Origin of the sequence: Streptomyces sp. CA-106110 (genome assembly GCF_050936285.1) — a bacterium.
GTDB lineage: Bacteria > Actinomycetota > Actinomycetes > Streptomycetales > Streptomycetaceae > Streptomyces.
This window is the reverse complement of the sequence record NZ_JBNJNB010000001.1, coordinates 879791-896830: the sequence shown is the minus strand read 5'-3', so window position 1 is coordinate 896830 and position 17040 is coordinate 879791. Positions and strand designations below refer to the sequence as shown.

At 66.8% G+C, this 17040-nt stretch carries 14 protein-coding genes and 1 pseudogene; 7 read left to right on the top strand and 8 right to left on the bottom strand.

What is annotated here, in order from left to right:
- Nucleotides 1-392: 392 nt before the first annotated feature.
- Nucleotides 393-1277 carry an alpha/beta hydrolase gene (locus ACQEXA_RS04315; protein WP_433128754.1) on the bottom strand — a complete coding sequence of 295 codons (885 nt, stop codon included), beginning with the start codon at nt 1275-1277 and terminating at the stop codon, nt 393-395.
- A gap of 17 nt (nt 1278-1294) precedes the next feature.
- Between ACQEXA_RS04315 and ACQEXA_RS04310 the strand changes: the two genes are divergently transcribed.
- The 6 genes from ACQEXA_RS04310 (at nt 1295) to ACQEXA_RS04285 (ending at nt 8558) form a co-directional block, all read left to right on the top strand.
- On the top strand, nt 1295-2644 hold the full coding sequence (locus tag ACQEXA_RS04310) for an IS701 family transposase (RefSeq protein ID WP_433128752.1): 1350 nt from the start codon (nt 1295-1297) through the stop codon (nt 2642-2644).
- Between the two features lie 200 nt (nt 2645-2844).
- On the top strand, nt 2845-4050 hold the full coding sequence (locus ACQEXA_RS04305; protein WP_433134448.1) for an IS256 family transposase: 1206 nt from the start codon (nt 2845-2847) through the stop codon (nt 4048-4050).
- Between the two features lie 93 nt (nt 4051-4143).
- Nucleotides 4144-5418, top strand: a complete 1275-nt coding sequence (locus ACQEXA_RS04300) for an IS701 family transposase (protein ID WP_433128751.1) — start codon at nt 4144-4146, stop codon at nt 5416-5418.
- 392 nt (nt 5419-5810) lie between these two features.
- A complete protein-coding gene (locus ACQEXA_RS04295) occupies nt 5811-6638 on the top strand; it encodes an HARBI1 family protein (protein ID WP_433128749.1) in 828 nt (275 codons plus the stop codon).
- A gap of 343 nt (nt 6639-6981) precedes the next feature.
- Nucleotides 6982-8313 (top strand): S8 family peptidase, encoded by a 1332-nt coding sequence (locus ACQEXA_RS04290; RefSeq protein WP_433128747.1) that lies wholly within the window; start codon nt 6982-6984, stop codon nt 8311-8313.
- Nucleotides 8310-8558 (top strand): hypothetical protein, encoded by a 249-nt coding sequence (locus tag ACQEXA_RS04285; protein ID WP_433128745.1) that lies wholly within the window; start codon nt 8310-8312, stop codon nt 8556-8558. Before ACQEXA_RS04290 ends, ACQEXA_RS04285 begins: the two co-directional genes overlap by 4 nt.
- Nucleotides 8559-8596: 38 nt before the next feature.
- Here the strand turns inward: ACQEXA_RS04285 and ACQEXA_RS04280 are convergent, their stop codons facing one another.
- The 3 genes and pseudogenes from ACQEXA_RS04280 to ACQEXA_RS04270 all read right to left on the bottom strand — a co-directional run.
- Nucleotides 8597-9424 carry an HARBI1 family protein gene (locus ACQEXA_RS04280; protein WP_433128742.1) on the bottom strand — a complete coding sequence of 276 codons (828 nt, stop codon included), beginning with the start codon at nt 9422-9424 and terminating at the stop codon, nt 8597-8599.
- Between the two features lie 383 nt (nt 9425-9807).
- On the bottom strand, nt 9808-10635 hold the full coding sequence (locus ACQEXA_RS04275) for an HARBI1 family protein (RefSeq protein ID WP_433128740.1): 828 nt from the start codon (nt 10633-10635) through the stop codon (nt 9808-9810).
- Nucleotides 10636-10800: 165 nt separating this feature from the next.
- A pseudogene (locus tag ACQEXA_RS04270) lies at nt 10801-11029 on the bottom strand (IS5/IS1182 family transposase); the annotation flags it as partial.
- Between the two features lie 100 nt (nt 11030-11129).
- Between ACQEXA_RS04270 and ACQEXA_RS04265 the strand changes: the two are divergent.
- Complete coding sequence (locus tag ACQEXA_RS04265) at nt 11130-11669, top strand: MarR family winged helix-turn-helix transcriptional regulator (protein ID WP_433128738.1); 540 nt, start codon at nt 11130-11132, stop codon at nt 11667-11669.
- 18 nt (nt 11670-11687) lie between these two features.
- Here ACQEXA_RS04265 and ACQEXA_RS04260 read toward each other — a convergent pair whose 3' ends face one another.
- The 4 genes from ACQEXA_RS04260 to ACQEXA_RS04245 all read right to left on the bottom strand — a co-directional run bounded on the left by ACQEXA_RS04260 (nt 11688) and on the right by ACQEXA_RS04245 (nt 16778).
- On the bottom strand, nt 11688-12041 hold the full coding sequence (locus ACQEXA_RS04260; protein WP_433128736.1) for a hypothetical protein: 354 nt from the start codon (nt 12039-12041) through the stop codon (nt 11688-11690).
- Between the two features lie 39 nt (nt 12042-12080).
- On the bottom strand, nt 12081-13769 hold the full coding sequence (gene ctaD, locus ACQEXA_RS04255) for an aa3-type cytochrome oxidase subunit I (RefSeq protein WP_433134446.1): 1689 nt from the start codon (nt 13767-13769) through the stop codon (nt 12081-12083).
- 669 nt (nt 13770-14438) lie between these two features.
- Nucleotides 14439-15290, bottom strand: a complete 852-nt coding sequence (locus ACQEXA_RS04250) for a trypsin-like peptidase domain-containing protein (RefSeq protein WP_433128734.1) — start codon at nt 15288-15290, stop codon at nt 14439-14441.
- 138 nt (nt 15291-15428) lie between these two features.
- Nucleotides 15429-16778 carry an ISL3 family transposase gene (locus ACQEXA_RS04245; RefSeq protein ID WP_433128732.1) on the bottom strand — a complete coding sequence of 450 codons (1350 nt, stop codon included), beginning with the start codon at nt 16776-16778 and terminating at the stop codon, nt 15429-15431.
- Nucleotides 16779-17040 lie beyond the last annotated feature (262 nt).

The window sequence follows — 17040 nt, the reverse complement described above, 5'->3', positions numbered from 1 at the left end:
CCCGTACCTATCGAGTCGTCGGCTTTGCCGACGTGCTGCGGGACCTGTGGGTGTTGCAGCCGTCTGTGACCGCGCAGCCGGCCAGTCGGACACAGGTGGGACAGCGGAGGTACACAAAAGGGCCCGCACATTCCGATGCGGGCCCTCTCATAGGTCCAAGTCGATTACTTCGGGGTGAATGGGTTGATCAACTCTGGATGGGGATGAATCCGTGCAGGGGCATGGCGAAACCTTCCCTTCCGGTCCGGTATGTCGACCGTAGGAGCGGAGGGCTTTCCAGTGTTATTCGGCTTGGCGCTTGCGGGACCGGATCAGCAGCTCGCTCCCTTGCCATCAGGTGGGGCGAGCGGTCACAGTGCCAGGCGTCAGAAGGTGCGGCCTTGGATGCCGAATCAGGAGTGGGCGAGCGCCCAGTCCAGGGCGTAGTCGGCGATCTCCTGCCACCCGTCCTGGACGGCCATCAGGTGGGAGCGGCCGGGAAACACCTTGACCTCGGTGGTGGTGCCCTCCGCCTTGTAGTGCCTGGCGTTGGACATCTGGACCTTCGGTGGCATGACATGGTCGTCTTCGCCGGAGAGGAACAGCAGGGGCGCCCGCTCGGCGTTGTGGAAGTTCACGTACGTGTCGGTGTGGCCGGGGTGAAGGTTGGCCAGCGAGCCGCTCCACACCATGCTGCCTGGTGCGGGGATGTGGTAGCGCTCATACGTGGTGCGGACCTGGCCCTCGGGAAACGTGTTCGCGAAGGCGTAGCGCCATTGGTCGAAGTCCAGTCCGACGGCGCGGTGCCGGTTGGCCGGGTTCTTCAGGACAGGGAAGAGGGACCGGATCTGGGACAGGGGTACGACCGGCACGCCCTCAGCGGGCGCGGAGTTGATCACCACTCCGGCGGTACCGAGGCCGCGGTCCAGGAGGATCTGCGTGAAAAGGCCGCCGGCGGAGTGACCCATCACTATGGGTGGCCGGTCCAGCCCCGTGATCAGCTTCTCCAAGCTGGAGATGATCGCTGGAACAGTCACAGTCTCGATCGGGGCCGGGTCGGCGTTGAGGGCCTCGACCTCCACCTCGAATCCAGGGTACGGCGGCGCGATGACACGGAAGCCCTTGTTCTCGTAGTGGGCGATCCAGTTCTCCCAAGCCCGGGGCGTCACCCAAAAGCCGTGGACGAGGACGATGGTGTCGGGTTGCATCAGTCCCGGCAGCTGTAGTTCTTGATCGTTGACGCGTTCGTGCTGGTCAGCCGTTTCGGGTGGGGTGGTTGCGGAGACGGGAACGGCCACCGCGACGATGATCGTTTGTGACGACGAGCCATGACGCGGTGGCCGGGGAGGCCACGATAGCCGGGGAGACGTGGCGGGACTGCTTCGGGGCGGTGATGGCGGCGGTGGCCGACTGCTTCCCCCGCCGGGAGTCCCGGCTACTGGCCCGGGAGATGGCCCAGGCCATGCTGATGGGTCTGGAAAGCCGTAACTGCTGGACGCTCGCGGAGGCGATGGGCCATGGCAGCCCGTCGCGTCTGCAGCACTTCCTGTCGCGGGGCGTGTGGGACCACAACGGGGTGCGTGACCGGATGGCCGCCTGGACGGCTGGCGAACTCGCGGACAGTGACGCGGTGCTGATCGTGGACGAGACCGGGGATGAGAAGTCCTCCACCGACGCGGTCGGCGCCGCCCACCAGTACTCCGGAGCGCTGGGCGGGGTCGGGCTGTGCCAGGTCGCCGTCCACCTCACCTACGCCTCCCCGCGCGGCCACGCGCTGATCGACCGCGCCCTGTACCTGGGCACCGACTGGGCCAGGGACGAGGAACGCCGCCTGCTCACCCACGTGCCCGACGCGATCGAGTTCTCCACCAAGCCCCAGCTCGCCGCCGGGATGCTCCGCCGGGCCCGCACCCTGGGTGTCGAAGCCCGATGGCTGGCCGGCGACGAGGTCTACGGCGGTCGCGACCTGCGCCGATGCGCCCGCGAGCTCGCCTTCGACTACGCGGTTGCCGTGCGGGCCGACCACACCGTGGCCACCCCCGCCGGCGGCTTCACCGCCAACGCCCTGGCCAGGCGGCTGCCCCGGCAGGCGTGGATGCGCATGCGTACCGGGCACGGCCTCAAGGGCGACCGTCACTACGACTGGGCGTGGATCGGTGTTCTGGCCGACGACGCCCCGGAGTCCGGCAACCGCGTCGAAGACGGACACTCCGTTCTCGTCGTACGCCGCCACCGCTTCACCGGGGAACTCTCCTTCTACCGCTGCCACTCAGCCATCCCCGTCACACTCGCCGACCTGGTCCACGTGATCTGCACCAGGTGGCGGGTCGAGGAAGACTTCCAGCTCGCCAAGGGCGCGACCGGACTCGACCAGGGCCAGGTGACCTGCTGGAACTCCTGGATGCGCTGGAGTCTACTCAGCCTGCTGGCCGCTGCCGTCCTGACTGTCACCCTCGCCCGCACCACCCCCACCACAGGCAGCAGCGACCTCATCCCCGTCAGCGCACGCGAGCTGCTGACCCTGCTCCGCATCACCGCCTTGCCCCTGCCGAACCGCGACACGGACCACGCCCTGCACTGGTCGGCCTGGCGCCGCCGCCATCAAGCCGTCGCCCAGGCATGTCACCAGCGCTGGAACAACATCACCGCAGCTGCAGCGACCTGACTCCCCCACACCGATCATCAAGAACTACAGCTGCCGGGTCAGTCCCTTGAGCTGTAGATCATGGTGGGAGTGTCTAATCAACGGCGGATCTGATGATCAAGGAGACGCGTCTGATGACGGAGACCGCCGTGGAGAACGAGCAGGCCGAGAAGGTGGTTCAGGCACCGTCGAGTGCGGTGTCGGACGAGCAGCTCGTTGCGATGCTGGTTGACCGTGCCCGGAACGAGGGGCTGCAGCTGACTGGCGAGGGTGGGCTGTTGCAGCTGCTGACCAAGCGGGTGCTGGAGTCCGCCCTGGAAGGCGAGATCACCGACCACGTCGGCTATGAGAAGCACGACCCGGCCGGGAAGAACAACGGCAACAGCCGCAACGGCACCCGGGCGAAGACCGTGCTGACCGATGTCGGCCCGGTGGAGGTGAGGGTGCCCCGCGACACCGCCGGCAGCTTCGAGCCGCAGATCGTCAAGAAGCGGCAGCGCCGCCTGACCGGTGTCGACGAGATGGTGCTCTCCTTGTCCGCGAAGGGTCTCACCCACGGGGAGATATCGGCTCATCTCGCCGAGGTGTACGGCGCCGAGGTGTCCAAGCAGACCATCTCCACCATCACTGACAAGGTGATGGACGGCATGGCCGAATGGCAGAACCGGCCGCTCGACCGCGTCTATCCGGTCCTGTTCGTGGACGCTATCAATGTCAAAATCCGCGACGGTCAGGTCGCGAACCGCCCCATCTACGTCGTGATGGCCGTGACCGTGGACGGCACCCGCGACATCCTCGGCATCTGGGCCGGTGACGGCGGCGAGGGCGCGAAGTACTGGCTGCACGTGTTCACCGAGTTGAAGAACCGCGGCCTGGACGACGTGCTGATGCTGGTCTGCGACGGACTCAAGGGCCTCCCCGAGGCCGTGGAGACCGTCTGGCCTCGCACGATTGTCCAAACGTGTGTGGTTCACCTGCTGCGGAATTCGTTCCGTTACGCCGCCCGCCAGGACTGGGACAAGGTTGCCAAGGCCCTCAAGCCCGTCTACACCGCTCCCAGCGAGGACGCGGCGACGGAGCGGTTCCTGGAGTTCCAGGAGTCCTGGGGCCAGAAGTATCCAGCGATCGTGAAGCTGTGGTCGGACGCCTGGGCCGAGTTCGTGCCCTTCCTCTCCTTCGACGTCGAGATACGCAAGGTCATCTGCAGCACGAACGCGATCGAGAGCGTCAACGCCCGCATACGCAAGGCCGTTCGCGCCCGCGGACACTTCCCCAACGAGGCCGCCGCCCTCAAGTGCATCTACATGGCGCTGATGAGCCTGGACCCGACCGGGAAGGGCCGCAAGCGGTGGACCATGCGCTGGAAGGCACCCCTGAACGCGTTCCAGATCGCCTTCGAGGGCCGCCTGACCCCGAGCAACAACTGACACCTCAACAACCAAGATCAGCCGTTAATTTGACACACCCATCATGGTCGGGGTCGTAGTTCGTCGATCTCGTAGGGCGGGTAACTGGCGTGTATGCAGGTCGAGTTGCTGGACGTTGTGGGCGCGGTGTCGGACCGGGAGTGGGCGGAGGAGTGGGCCGGGCAGTTGGATGACCTGCTGTTGGAGGTCGGCCGGTTCTTCCCCCGGGTGGACGTGCGGTGTCGGGTTGCGGCGTGTGTGCGGGGCTTGTTGGGGCCGGTCTCGCGGAAGAACGGCTGGCAGTTGGCGGAGTACGCCGGCGACGGTGCGCCGTGGAACCAGCAGCATCTGCTGGACCGTGCGCGTTGGGACGTGGAGGGGATGCGGGACTTCACGCGGCGTCACGTGGTCGCGGCGCTGGCGGATGATGGGGAGGGCGCGGGGCCGGGCGGGGCGGGAGTGCTGGTGGTGGACGAGACCGGGTTCGCCAAGCGCGGCACGGCTTCGGCGGGGGTGGCCAGGCAGTATTCCGGGGCGCTGGGGGGTGTCTTCCCCTGTCAGGTCGGGGTGATGGCCGCGTGGGCGACCGGGGCCGGTCAGGCGTTGATCGACCGGGAGTTGTACCTGCCGAAGGAGTGGACAGGCGACCCGGCGCGCTGCCGGGCCGCGCACGTGCCCGAGGACCGCGCTTTCATGACCAAGCCGCGGCTGGCCGAGGCGATGATCGAGCGGGCGCTGCCCGACCTGCCCCAGGGCGAAGGAGCGGTGTGGGTAGCGGCGGACGAGGTCTACGGGCGGGAGAAGGCCTTCCGCTCCTTCCTCGAGGAACATCACTTGCCCTACGTGGTAGCGGTCCAGGCGAACACGCCGGTACTGGCACGCCCGGGATGGCGGCATGCGGGACGGCTGGTGGAGCGCGTCGCCCAGGAGGAGGACTGGGTGGAGCTACCGGCCGGGCCCTCCCAGCTGGACACCCGCGTCTGGCAGTGGTGGGCGCGCCGGATCATCGACCTGGGCGAGCCGGTCGGGGACGAGGCCTGGGCACGATGGATCATCGCGCGCCGCCGCCCCGAGGAACCAGCCAAGCGCGACTACTACCTGGGCTGGGGGCCACCCGGGACAGCGATGGAAGACCTGGTGCTGGTCCCGGGAGCGCGCTGGCGGGTGGAAGAAGCGATCAAGCTGGCGAAATCCGCCTGCGGGCTGGCCGACTACGAGGTCCGCTCCTACCACGGCTGGTACCGGCACATCACCCTCGCCCAGCTCGCCGCCGCCTTCCTGGCCGGCTGCGACGCCCAAGCCGCCCGGGAACAGGGCCCCCTGGCCTCCACCCGCTTCGGCCAAGACCAGCCCGAACCGGCCGGCGACCAGAGAGGGGGACCACGATGACCCCACCCACACCCCGGCCCCCGTCCGCTTCACCGCCTTCGAGATCCAACGCCTGATCATCCTGCTCGCCCCGCAACCCGACCGGGCCGAGCGTATCCGGCACGGCCTGGCCTGGTCCGCCTACCGCCGCCTGCACCAGACCATCGCCCGCGCCTGCCACCGCCGCACCCGCGCACGACGACACATGGACCGGTCCGCATCTCACGCGACGTCAGAAGTACCACAAGGACCATGATCTACAACTGAAGGGTCAGTGAGCCTTTCCCGGTAACCGACGGTCGCTGAGGGTGATCGCCTCCGGGAGTTTCGTGGTGCACTCCCAACTCCGGGCAGGCGTAAGGCCCCTGGTAGGAACGATCTTGCGACAGAAAGATCCGACCGAGGGGCCTCACGTGCCGACCAGTGTCACATACACCGCCGTGCTCGATGTCCGGCGCTCCACCGCCGAGCACCTGGCCCGGCTCCTGCGAAGCCATCGAACCGAGGTCGGCACCCGCCGCGGGCGCCGCGCCCTGGGCTGCTTCAAGCAGGCCGTGCTGATCCTGAGCTGGTTCATCGACGGCACCCATCTGTCCCAACTCGCCCGCGACAACGCCCTGTCCACGTCCACCGCCTACCGATACCTGCACGAAGGACTGACGGTCCTGGCGGCCGGGGCACCGGACCTGGCCACCGCGCTGGAACGGGCGAAGGCGGCCGGCCTGACCCATCTCAATCTGGACGGCACGGTCATCCGCACCGACCGCGTCGCCGCCCCGGGGCCCAACGGGGCAGACCTCTGGTGGTCGGGCAAGCACAAGCATCACGGCGGCAACGTGCAGGTCATCTCCGCCCCGGACGGCTGGCCGATCTGGGTCTCGCCGGTGCGGCCCGGCCGCGAGCACGACACTACCTGCGCCCGCCACCACGGGCTCGTCGATGCTCTGAACCGGCTCGCCGACCAACTGGGCACACTGACCCTGGTCGACCTCGGCTACGAGAACGCCGGAGACGGCTTCCGTCACCCGGTCAAGAAGCCCGCGGGCGGTGAACTCACCGAAGCCCAGCAGACCTTCAACAAGGCCATCCGAGGCATCCACGGGATGTGCGAACGCGCGAATGCCCTGCTTAAGACCACTTTCAAGGCCCTGCGGCGGGTCAGCCTCGATCCCAGCCGCATCACCCAGATCGCCGCCGCGGCCCTCGTCCTGCTCCAGCTCGAATACGACCGCACCATCTGAACGATCACACACAGACATGAGGGCTTACCGGGAAACGCTCAGTGAGTGACCATCGCCGCAAGACAGTCGACGCTTACTGGCTGACGGATCTCTTGCGGTCTTCTCTCCCGGCGGGGGCAGAGCTTCACCGCGGGCGGCGGCGCTGTGTTGCGGGCCTCCGTGTCCAGTGCGACGGTGAACGAGGGGGAATGTCGACGGCCTGGCAATGGACAGAACCTTGCAGGTGACGGCACCACGCGTCGATACGCGGCAGAGCCGCGCCCCACCACCCTTGGCGCCTGACAGCCCATGAATCGGCGCGCGTCCACGAACCGGCGGAAGCGCATAGAAAGCGGGAAATTCAATGGCGAACGGACCCATGGACAGGCGCGCCTTCGGGCAGCCCGGCCGACCCAATGGCCCCGTCACGGGCCAGAGCACGGAGTACACCGGCCGATACGTGGTCCTGCTCGACCCAAGCAACCAGGAGAACGGATTGAACGCACTGCGTTCCTCCGCCGACATCGCGCCCGTCGAACGTGTCCGAGGAACCGAGACCGCGAACGTCGCCGAACTCCTTGAGCGCCCCGACGTCTCGGTGCACTTCGAGGAACTCGGCGCCGCCGTCGTCGAGGTGCGTCCCGAGCAGCGCCACACACTCGTGACCACGGCCGAGTCAGAATCCTCGATCATCGCTGCGGAGCCGGAGCGGATGGTCTACGCCTCGCCGATCACCGCCCCGCAGCAGGCACCGACCGAGTTCTACCCGGCCTACCGCAGCGACGAAGATGTGGTCACCCGCCACACCACGGCCGAAATAGCCGCTGCCCACGGCCCGGCCTGGGACGAGCAGAACTACACCTGGGGCCTACAGGCGATCCGGGCCCACCTGTCCAGCCTGACCGGACGCGATGTGAAGATCGCCGTCCTCGACACCGGTGTGGACACCGGCCACCCGGACCTGGCAGGGCGTATCGAGGCCACGGCCTCCTTTGTGCCCAACCAGGCCGTCCAGGACGGGAACGGCCACGGAACCCACTGCATAGGCACTGCCGCAGGCCCCGCCCACCCTCAGCAGGGCCCCCGATACGGCGTAGCCTGCGAGGCCCGGATCCTAGCGGCGAAGGTGCTCAGCAACGCCGGCAGCGGCACCGACGGCCAGATCCTGGCCGGCCTGGCCTGGGCCGTCGCCCAGGGCGCACGCGTGATCTCCATGTCCCTCGGCGCCCCGGTCCAACCGGGTGAACTCTTCCCCCAGACGTACGAAATTCTCGCCCAGCGTGCACTCCAGCGCGGGACGGTGATCGTCGCCGCCGCGGGCAACGACAGCAACCGACCCCCGAGCATCCAGCCCGTCAGTCGGCCTGCCAACTGCCCGTCCATCCTCGCGGTCGCCTCGCTCGACAAAGCACTCACAACGTCGTTCTTCTCCAACGGCGGCGTCAATGGCCAGGGCGGCGAAATCAACATCGCCGCGCCTGGGAGGGACGTACGCTCGGCAGCCCCGGGCGGCGGTTACCAGAACCTGAGCGGCACCAGCATGGCCACACCGCACGCTGCGGGTGTCCTCGCATTGCTCGTCCAGGCGAACCCCAATTCCTCCGCGGCCGAGCTCACGGCCATTCTGCAGTCCGGCGTGTTCCCGCTGATGCAGCCTGTCAGGGACGTCGGCTCGGGCCTGCTCCAGGCGCCATGAGCGACTCGTCCCCTGTCGAGCAGGTCGGGGTCATTCTCGCGGTCGACCCCGACCGGTTCGCGGACGTGGTCGAAGCCCTGCGGCAGGCCGGGCTGACGGTCACGGGCGAGCAGCCGGCCCTCGGCACACTCTCCGGCATCATCGCGGAGGATCGGATACCGTCACTGGAGGCGATCGACGGCGTCGAATCCGTTGACCGGGAGCGCACCGTCCAACTCCCCCCGCCCGATTCCCCGATCCAGTGAGCGTTTCCCGGTAAGCCCTCATGTCTGTGTGTGATCGTTCAGATGGTGCGGTCGTATTCGAGCTGGAGCAGGACGAGGGCTGCGGCGGCGATCTGGGTGATGCGGCTGGGATCGAGGCTGACCCGCCGCAGGGCCTTGAAGGTGGTCTTGAGCAGGGCATTCGCGCGTTCGCACATCCCGTGGATGCCTCGGATGGCCTTGTTGAAGGTCTGCTGGGCTTCGGTGAGTTCACCGCCCGCGGGCTTCTTGACCGGGTGACGGAAGCCGTCTCCGGCGTTCTCGTAGCCGAGGTCGACCAGGGTCAGTGTGCCCAGTTGGTCGGCGAGCCGGTTCAGAGCATCGACGAGCCCGTGGTGGCGGGCGCAGGTAGTGTCGTGCTCGCGGCCGGGCCGCACCGGCGAGACCCAGATCGGCCAGCCGTCCGGGGCGGAGATGACCTGCACGTTGCCGCCGTGATGCTTGTGCTTGCCCGACCACCAGAGGTCTGCCCCGTTGGGCCCCGGGGCGGCGACGCGGTCGGTGCGGATGACCGTGCCGTCCAGATTGAGATGGGTCAGGCCGGCCGCCTTCGCCCGTTCCAGCGCGGTGGCCAGGTCCGGTGCCCCGGCCGCCAGGACCGTCAGTCCTTCGTGCAGGTATCGGTAGGCGGTGGACGTGGACAGGGCGTTGTCGCGGGCGAGTTGGGACAGATGGGTGCCGTCGATGAACCAGCGCAGGATCAGCACGGCCTGCTTGAAGCAGCCCAGGGCGCGGCGCCCGCGGCGGGTGCCGACCTCGGTTCGATGGCTTCGCAGGAGCCGGGCCAGGTGCTCGGCGGTGGAGCGCAGGACATCGAGCACGGCGGTGTATGTGACACTGGTCGGCACGTGAGGCCCCTCGGTCGGATCTTTCTGTCGCAAGATCGTTCCTACCAGGGGCCTTACGCCTGCCCGGAGTTGGGAGTGCACCACGAAACTCCCGGAGGCGATCACCCTCAGCGACCGTCGGTTACCGGGAAAGGCTCAATGTGCTCCTTGGTCGGTGGACCGATGGCCGATCGAACTTAGGACCGATGGGGTCCCGGCAATGTGACACCAGGGCAGAAAAATTGCCTTTGTGGCACAGAGGATGCTGATGCCTACCGCCTCCGCTTGTTGTTTTGAAGTCATCTCAATTGGCGAGACGGCGGTGACAGATGCGAGTGCGGGCGATGCTGGTGAATGCATTGAGCCCTTCTCGGTAACGTCTCGCAACTCTTGGTGATCTTCGCTCAGGTGGTGCGGTCGTGTTCGAGCTGGAGCAGGACGAGGGCGGCTCGGGCGATTCGGGTGATGGCTGCGGGGTCGAGGCTGACCCGGCGCAGGGCCTTGAAGGTGACCTTCAGTAGGGCGTTGGCGCGTTCGGCGACGGCGTGGACGCCTCGGATCATGGCGTTGAACGCTTGGTCGCAGTCGGTGAGTTCACCGCCCTTGGGCTTCTTGACCGGGTGGCGGAAGCCGTCGCCGGCGTTCTCGTAGCCGAGGTCGGTCAGGGTGGGGATGCCGAGGGTGGTGGCGAGCCGGTTGAGGGCGTCGACGAGGCCGTGGGCGCGGGCGCAGGTGGTGTCGTGCTCGCGGCCCGGACGGACCGGGGAGACCCACAGCGGCCAGCCGTCCGGGGCCGAGATGACCTGCACGTTCCCGCCGTGGTGCTTGTGTTTGCCGGACCACCACAGGTCCGCGCCGTTGGGGCCGGCGGCGGCCACGCGGTCGGTGCGGATCACGGTGCCGTCCAGGTTGAGGTGGGTGTACCCGGCCGCTGCCGCGCGCTCCAGCGCGGTGGACAGGTCGGGTGCGTGGTCGGCCAGCACGGTCAGTCCCTCGTGCAGGTAGCGGTAGGCGGTCGGGGCCGAGATGCCGTTGTCCCGGGCGAGTTGGGCCATGCGGGTGCCGTCGACGAACCAGCGCAGCACGAGCACCGCCTGCCTGAAGACGCCCAATGCGCGGGTGCCCTTGCGGGTCCCGAGTCGCTCGCGGTGTCCGCGCAGCAGCTTCGCGAGGTGCTCGGCGGTCGACCTGCGGACATCGAGCACGGCGGTGTAGGTGATACTGGACGACACGTGAAGCCCCTGGTTGTACCGAACGTGATCTTGGCAGACCCGTTCCTATCAGGGGCTTCACCTCTGCCTGACGCGACGTCACCGTCCTGCCGCCCGCCACGACATCACGCTCTGTAACCATCACGTTGCTGAGAAGACTTCATTGAGGTTGCTGAATTTGCCTCAATAGCGGCGGTGCAGGCGTCGGCAGCCGGCGAGCCAGACCATGGTGCGTTCCATGGACCAGCGGTACCGACCGGTCCGTTGGCTGGAGTCGACGCCCTTGCGTGCGACCCGGGGCTCAGTCCCGCGAGCACCTAACCCGCAGCAGGCGGTTGTTGTCGTAGCCCTTGTCGCCGTGGAGCTTGCCCGGCTTGCGCCGCCGTCGTCCCCGTGGGGAGCGGATCGGCGGGACGATGCCCACACGGGCACGCCCCCAGGAACTGGGCCGCAGAGAGAACTACGGCCGCGGTGAGGGCGGTCCTCGGTGGTGCTGCCGATAGGCTGGATCCGCGATGGGTGAGGACGACGATAGCGAAGCCTTCGGCACCGGTGACAGCGTGGACGCGATGCTGTCCGAGTGGCACAGCGAGTGGCCAGAACTGGACGTCTCGTCCAGCGAGGTCATCGCTCGCCTTCTGCGTGCGGCTCGGCTGCTGGAAGAAGTGTTGGCTGTCGGGTTGCGCCGCCCGGGCGGCCTGGCTATTGCCAATGTAGGGGACTTCGATCTGCTGCAGGCGCTGCGCCGCGGCGGCCGTCCCTATGCGCTGACGCCCGGGCAGCTGCGGCAGGCGCTGATTGTCTCCTCCGCCGGCCTTTCGGGGAGGCTCAACCGGCTGGAGCGGGAAGGGTGGATCGAGCGCGGCCCTTCCCCCGTCGACGGGAGAAGCACTCTGGTCCGTCTGTCGGAGGAGGGCCGGGCGAGTTTCGACCGCCTGGTGGAACGGCACTTCGCGCTGGAACGGGATGTGCTCTCTGTTCTGGAGCCGGCGGAACGGGCAGGGATTGCGGACGCCCTGCGCAAGATCCTGGTGTCCCTGGAGGGCGACGCCTGAGGGAGCGGCTGCGTGATGTCAGGCCCTTCCGGCCGCCGTTCCGAGGATCACCGCGATGCAGAGCCCGATCAGCCCCATGGTGACAACGGCCATGGCTATGGCCGCCTCCCGCGTGAAGCGGCGGTGGCGTGCCTCATGGCGAGCCTCGACCTGCCGTATGCGTTCCGCGATGTGGCGGGTGACCTGGCGGGCGTTCTCCACCTGGTCGCGGGCGTACGCCTCCTCGATCATGAGGCGTTGGTCCGTGGTGAGGCCGGGCAGTTCCCAGGCGAATTCCCGCGCCTTGCGGTGCGCCTCCCGCCGGTTGGCCTCCTGGTAGAGGAAGCCCTCGATCTGGTGCAGGCCGAGGGCGGCTTCATGACTGGCGTCCATGGACAGCTCCTGAATGTTCGAAAAAGGGGACCGACTTGCTCAAGGCCGACCGGTGGCCGTCGGCCGCTTCTCCTCGGTGTCGTCGCTGACGGCGATCTCGGGGTGGGAGAGGTCGAAGGCGGGTGACTCGCTCCGTATGCGCGGCAGCTTTTCGAAGTTGTGCCGAGGTGGGGGACACGAGGTCGCCCACTCCAGTGAACGGCCCCAGCCCCACGGGTCGTCGACGCCGACCGGATTGCCGTACTTGGCGGTCTTCCAGACGTTGTAGAGGAACGGCAGGATCGACAGGCCGAGCAGGAAGGAGAAGATCGTCGATACCGTGTTGAGGGCGGTGAAGCCGTCGGCCGCGAGGTAGTCGGCGTACCGGCGCGGCATGCCCTCGGCGCCCAGCCAGTGCTGCACCAGGAAGGTGCCGTGGAAGCCGACGAACAGCGTCCAGAACGTGATCTTGCCGAGCCGTTCGTCGAGCATCTTGCCCGTGAACTTCGGCCACCAGAAGTGGAAGCCGGCGAACATCGCGAAGACGACGGTGCCGAAGACCACGTAGTGGAAATGGGCCACCACGAAGTACGAGTCCGTGACATGGAAGTCCAGCGGCGGCGCGGCCAGGATCACGCCGGTCAGACCACCGAACACAAAGGTGACCATGAAGCCCAAGGACCACAGCATCGGCGTCTCGAAACTCAAGGATCCCTTCCACATGGTACCGATCCAGTTGAAGAACTTCACACCGGTCGGGACCGCGATCAGGAAGGTCATGAGGGAGAAAAACGGCAGCAGCACACCACCCGTCGCATACATGTGGTGTGCCCACACCGTGACCGACAGACCAGCGATCGCGATGGTCGCGCCGATCAGCCCCATGTAGCCGAAGATCGGCTTACGGGAGAAGACGGGGACCACCTCGGACACGATGCCGAAGAAGGGCAGCGCCAGGATGTACACCTCCGGGTGACCGAAGAACCAGAAGAGGTGCTGCCACAGCAACGCCCCGCCGTTGGTGGGGGCGAAGATGTGGGCGCCGAACTTCCGGTCGACCTCAAGCGCGAAGAGTGCGGCGGCAAGTACGGGGAAGGCCAGCAGGACCAGCACGCCGGTGAGCAGCACGTTCCAGGTGAAGATCGGCATGCGGAACATGGTCATGCCGGGCGCGCGCATCGCGACAATGGTCGTGATGAAGTTGACCGCGCCCAGGATGGTGCCGAAGCCCTGTATGGCCAGGCCCATGATCCACATGTCAGTGCCGGCACCCGGCGAGTGGATCGCGTCGGACAGCGGGCTGTAGGCGAACCAGCCGAAGTCGGCGGCGCCCTGCGGGGTGAGGAAGCCGCCGACCGCGATCGCCGAACCGAACAGGTAGAGCCAGTAGGCGAACATGTTCAGCCGCGGGAACGCCACGTCGGGCGCGCCGATCTGGAGTGGCATGATCCAGTTCGCGAAGCCGGAGAAGAGCGGCGTCGCGAACATGAACAGCATCACGGTGCCGTGCATCGTGAACGCCTGGTTGAACTGCTCGTTCGAGATCAGCTGCATACCGGGACGGGCCAGCTCGGCACGCATGAGCAGTGCCATGAGTCCACCGAAGCAGAAGAACGTGAACGAGGTGACCAGGTAGAGCGTGCCGATCCTCTTGTGGTCGGTAGTGGTAAGCCACTCGACGACGGCTCGGCTTGGTCGGCGGTGTCCCGCCGGTGGACTGGCCTGCGGCGACGAGGCGGGCGGTGACAGAGCGGGCAGGGCCACGGCAATCCTCCAAGCGTGCGAGATCTCCGGGCGTGCGGTGCGTGCGCACCGAGCAGCCCGGCCTCCGCACCAAGGTATCTCGCTCGCGAGAGAAATAAATGTCGGGGGGTCTGCTCCCGGACCTTCCAGTGCGTAGCTGGACGCCGCGCGACGTCACAACGGCCTGAGCGCGCGAAGGCGCGAGGCCAACGAGGTTGTGAGCGACTTCAGGCTGAGGTGTCCTGGCCGAGGCCTTGGACCGTGTCCTATGTGGTCAGGGGGAGGAGGGGCTTGTAGCAGCAGAGAGTTGCCGTGAGTCCGAGAAGGGTCACGTAGCTCCGCCGCTGCGGCCCCGCCCGACTCACCGCCCGGCTCGCCCCGCCACGGCGTGGGTCACCCCGACGCCGTGGCCGACACCGCTCTGCGCGCCCGCGCCCGGCGGCGCGTTACGTGCTGCGGGCGAAGAGGAAAACCCTCTGTGGCTGGGGTGGTCGGCTCCACGGCTTTGGGCAGCCACTTTGGCGCGAGCCTCGAAGATCATGGCTTCAACGTCGTGCTTTAACGGGCGGGTCCACAGGCTGCCCGACTCGCCGGAAGCTTAAGGGGTCATGATTACTCGCCCCGGAGCAGCTCCGTTCTAAAGCCGCTCCGCCGACTAGGACTCCAGCGACATCACTACTCGCTGACAGCGGTCTCTTCGGCGATCTGGGCAGCACTTTCCGGTGCCTCATCAAGCCGAGTTCTCGTAAGGCCATACTTTGCACACATCTGATCGACAGCCTCTTCAATCGCAGTCCATTTATACACGATGCCCAAGTTGATCAGATCGTTGTACTGAACCTGAGGACGGTTCGCCGCCGTGATGATTTCGCCGGTCGCTTGTCGCTGATAAACGGCCGCAACAATCCCGAGGAGGTAAGGTGTGTTTGCGCCCAGCTGAATGGAATTCCCCGAAAAATACGAGGTGCGAAGCGTGGTGAATACAGGACTGCCGCTACTCCCGGGAAAAACTGACGCATCGATCAAAAACTGCAGTCTTCCGTTCCAATTCAACTGAATCGGCGTAGCGGTAGCACCTTGGCGCAGGATGGGCGTGTTATGGGCAGCGTCGTACAGGTTATTTGGATAACCAACAAAAGTAACTGGTTCCGCCACATCCAAATTGTCCAACGCCTCCTTCGGAGGGCACGCTGATGGCGGGATGGTGCGAAAGAACGGCCTCCTGTCGTCGCTGGTGAGCTCAGCCAAGGCGGGGCCCAGAGGCATGACTGCGACGTCGATATCTTTATTCGAATGACCAACCCAGGGGCCGGGATTGCAGGGGATATCGTAACCAATGGCGGGCGTGTCGAGATCAGGCTCCTCTCCGTCTCCCTGAATAAAGAAGATCGTGCAACGCTCAAATCCCGCAAGGACATGCTTGTTCGTAACCAGCACAAACGTAAACGCATTACCCTCTTGAGAGGCGGTGTAAATGAAACCTGTGCCGCTTCCCCTGCCGCGAACCCCTCTCGTTTCGATCCGCACCGTACAAAAGAGAAGCTGCCTATTGAAGCTGTTTACGGCAAAGGAGGTTCCCATTTTTGCCCCACTCGAATGCGCGTTGGACCTTTACGGTAGCAGCAACTGCCGTAAAGGATCCCGCGCATTGCGGGGTCTTCGAATTTAGTGGGGGTGCGCCTCCCGGCGGCTCCGGCGTGTGGTTGCACAGCGTGACCGGAGTCGTTGGTTGGCTCGGTTCCGGAAGCCGAAGGCGTTACGCGCTTCGAGTTTGATGAGGCGGTTGTTGCCTTCGGAGGCGGCGTTGGTGATTCCAGTGGTCAGGTAGGTCTCGATGCCGTCCCACCACTGCTCGATGGTCTCGGCGAGGGTGACGAGTTCGGGCAGGTGGGCGTGGTCGGCGACGTGGGCGAGGAAGCGGTGGCGGGCGGCGGAGATCGCGGAGTGGTCGGGGGTGGTGTGGGCGCGGCTGACGGCGAGGTGCAGGAGGTCGCGCAGGAGTTCTTTGGCCTGCCAGGCGGTGTAGATCTGTCGGCCGTAGGTGCCCATGTGGTCCAACTCGACCTTAAAGAGGGTGTGTTGGTCCTCGGTGAGGTCTTCTTTGTTTCGGCGCAGGAGTTTGCGGACGGTGTAGATGCTGTCGCCTTTGCGGGCTCGGCGGCCGTGCTGCTTCCAGGTGAGGCGGCGGCGCAGGTCGGCGAGGTGGCGCTGGGCGAGTTGGACGATGTGGAAGCAGTCGACGACCACGGCCGCATGCGGCAGGGCACGCTGGACGGCGGCACGGAAGGTGGAGCACAGGTCGACGGCGACGTAGCGGACCTGCTCGCGCCAGGAGGCGGGCTGGGCGGTGAGCCAGTCGGCGACCGAGGCCGCGTTACGGCCCTCGACCTGGCCGAACAGCCCTTGTCCGCCGATCGCGTCGACGAAACCGATGTGCCAGGCGTCCGCGACGAGTTCCCACTTCTCCGTGGCCGGGTTCTGCTTCCACACCGGCTTGCCCCGCCGGGTCTCGTCGATCCCTATCGCCGAGGTCGCGGGCGGGGTCTCGGGCAGGACCTGGGCGGCGTAGTCCTCGAAGCATTGCTGCACGATCGGCCAGCTCAGGTGCAGGTCGCGGCCGGCCTGCACGACGGTGCGGCCGCCGTCGCAGACCGCGGCCCCCGCCGCCTGGCGCAGGGCGGTGGTGGTGCGCATCCCCGCGGGCACCGCGCGTATCGCCTCGGTGAACGAGCCGCGTGGGCACGCGGGGTCGGTGCAGTGCCAGCGTGCCTTGCGCCATCGGATGCTCACCGGGCGCCCACCGCTGGGCAGGTGTCTGGGCCGGGTGGTGCGGTAGTCCTTCAGCCGGGTGGCGAAGACCCCGCAGGCGGGGCAGGCCCGGGCGGAGTCCTCGTTCGTGACCACGTACACCGTCGAACCGCCCGCCCCATCGTCCTTGACCTGCGTCACACTCACCCCCTCCAGCCCCAGAAGTCGCGTTGCCGCCTCGTTGATCCCGGTATCGTCGATGTTCAAGCCCGTGGGGTTTCATGATCGGTTGCCTAGACAACAACCATGATCACGAAGGCCCGCGGGCTCCTTGCATCTGGGCCACCCGCACCCCAACCACCTCACACAGAGTGACCGGCCAGCCCGCCCGTCACCGCCGCACCCCCATCAAGTTCGAAGACCCGCATTGCGGGTACAAGTCGACCGACGAAAACACCAGTACGGGGCTCGGACGCACGAGCGCCCTCCCTGGGCGAGCGCTCTCAGGCTGCCTCTGGGCCGCCCGAGA

Excerpts from the sequence above, each read along its gene's own strand:
- ACQEXA_RS04285 (WP_433128745.1), top strand. The coding sequence starts at position 8,310 with ATGAGCGACTCGTCCCCTGTCGAGCAGGTCGGGGTCATTCTCGCGGTC.
- ACQEXA_RS04290 (WP_433128747.1), top strand. The coding sequence starts at position 6,982 with ATGGCGAACGGACCCATGGACAGGCGCGCCTTCGGGCAGCCCGGCCGA.
- ACQEXA_RS04265 (WP_433128738.1), top strand. The coding sequence starts at position 11,130 with ATGGGTGAGGACGACGATAGCGAAGCCTTCGGCACCGGTGACAGCGTG.
- ACQEXA_RS04305 (WP_433134448.1), top strand. The coding sequence starts at position 2,845 with ATGCTGGTTGACCGTGCCCGGAACGAGGGGCTGCAGCTGACTGGCGAG.
- ACQEXA_RS04300 (WP_433128751.1), top strand. The coding sequence starts at position 4,144 with ATGCAGGTCGAGTTGCTGGACGTTGTGGGCGCGGTGTCGGACCGGGAG.
- ACQEXA_RS04260 (WP_433128736.1), bottom strand. The coding sequence starts at position 12,041 with ATGGACGCCAGTCATGAAGCCGCCCTCGGCCTGCACCAGATCGAGGGC.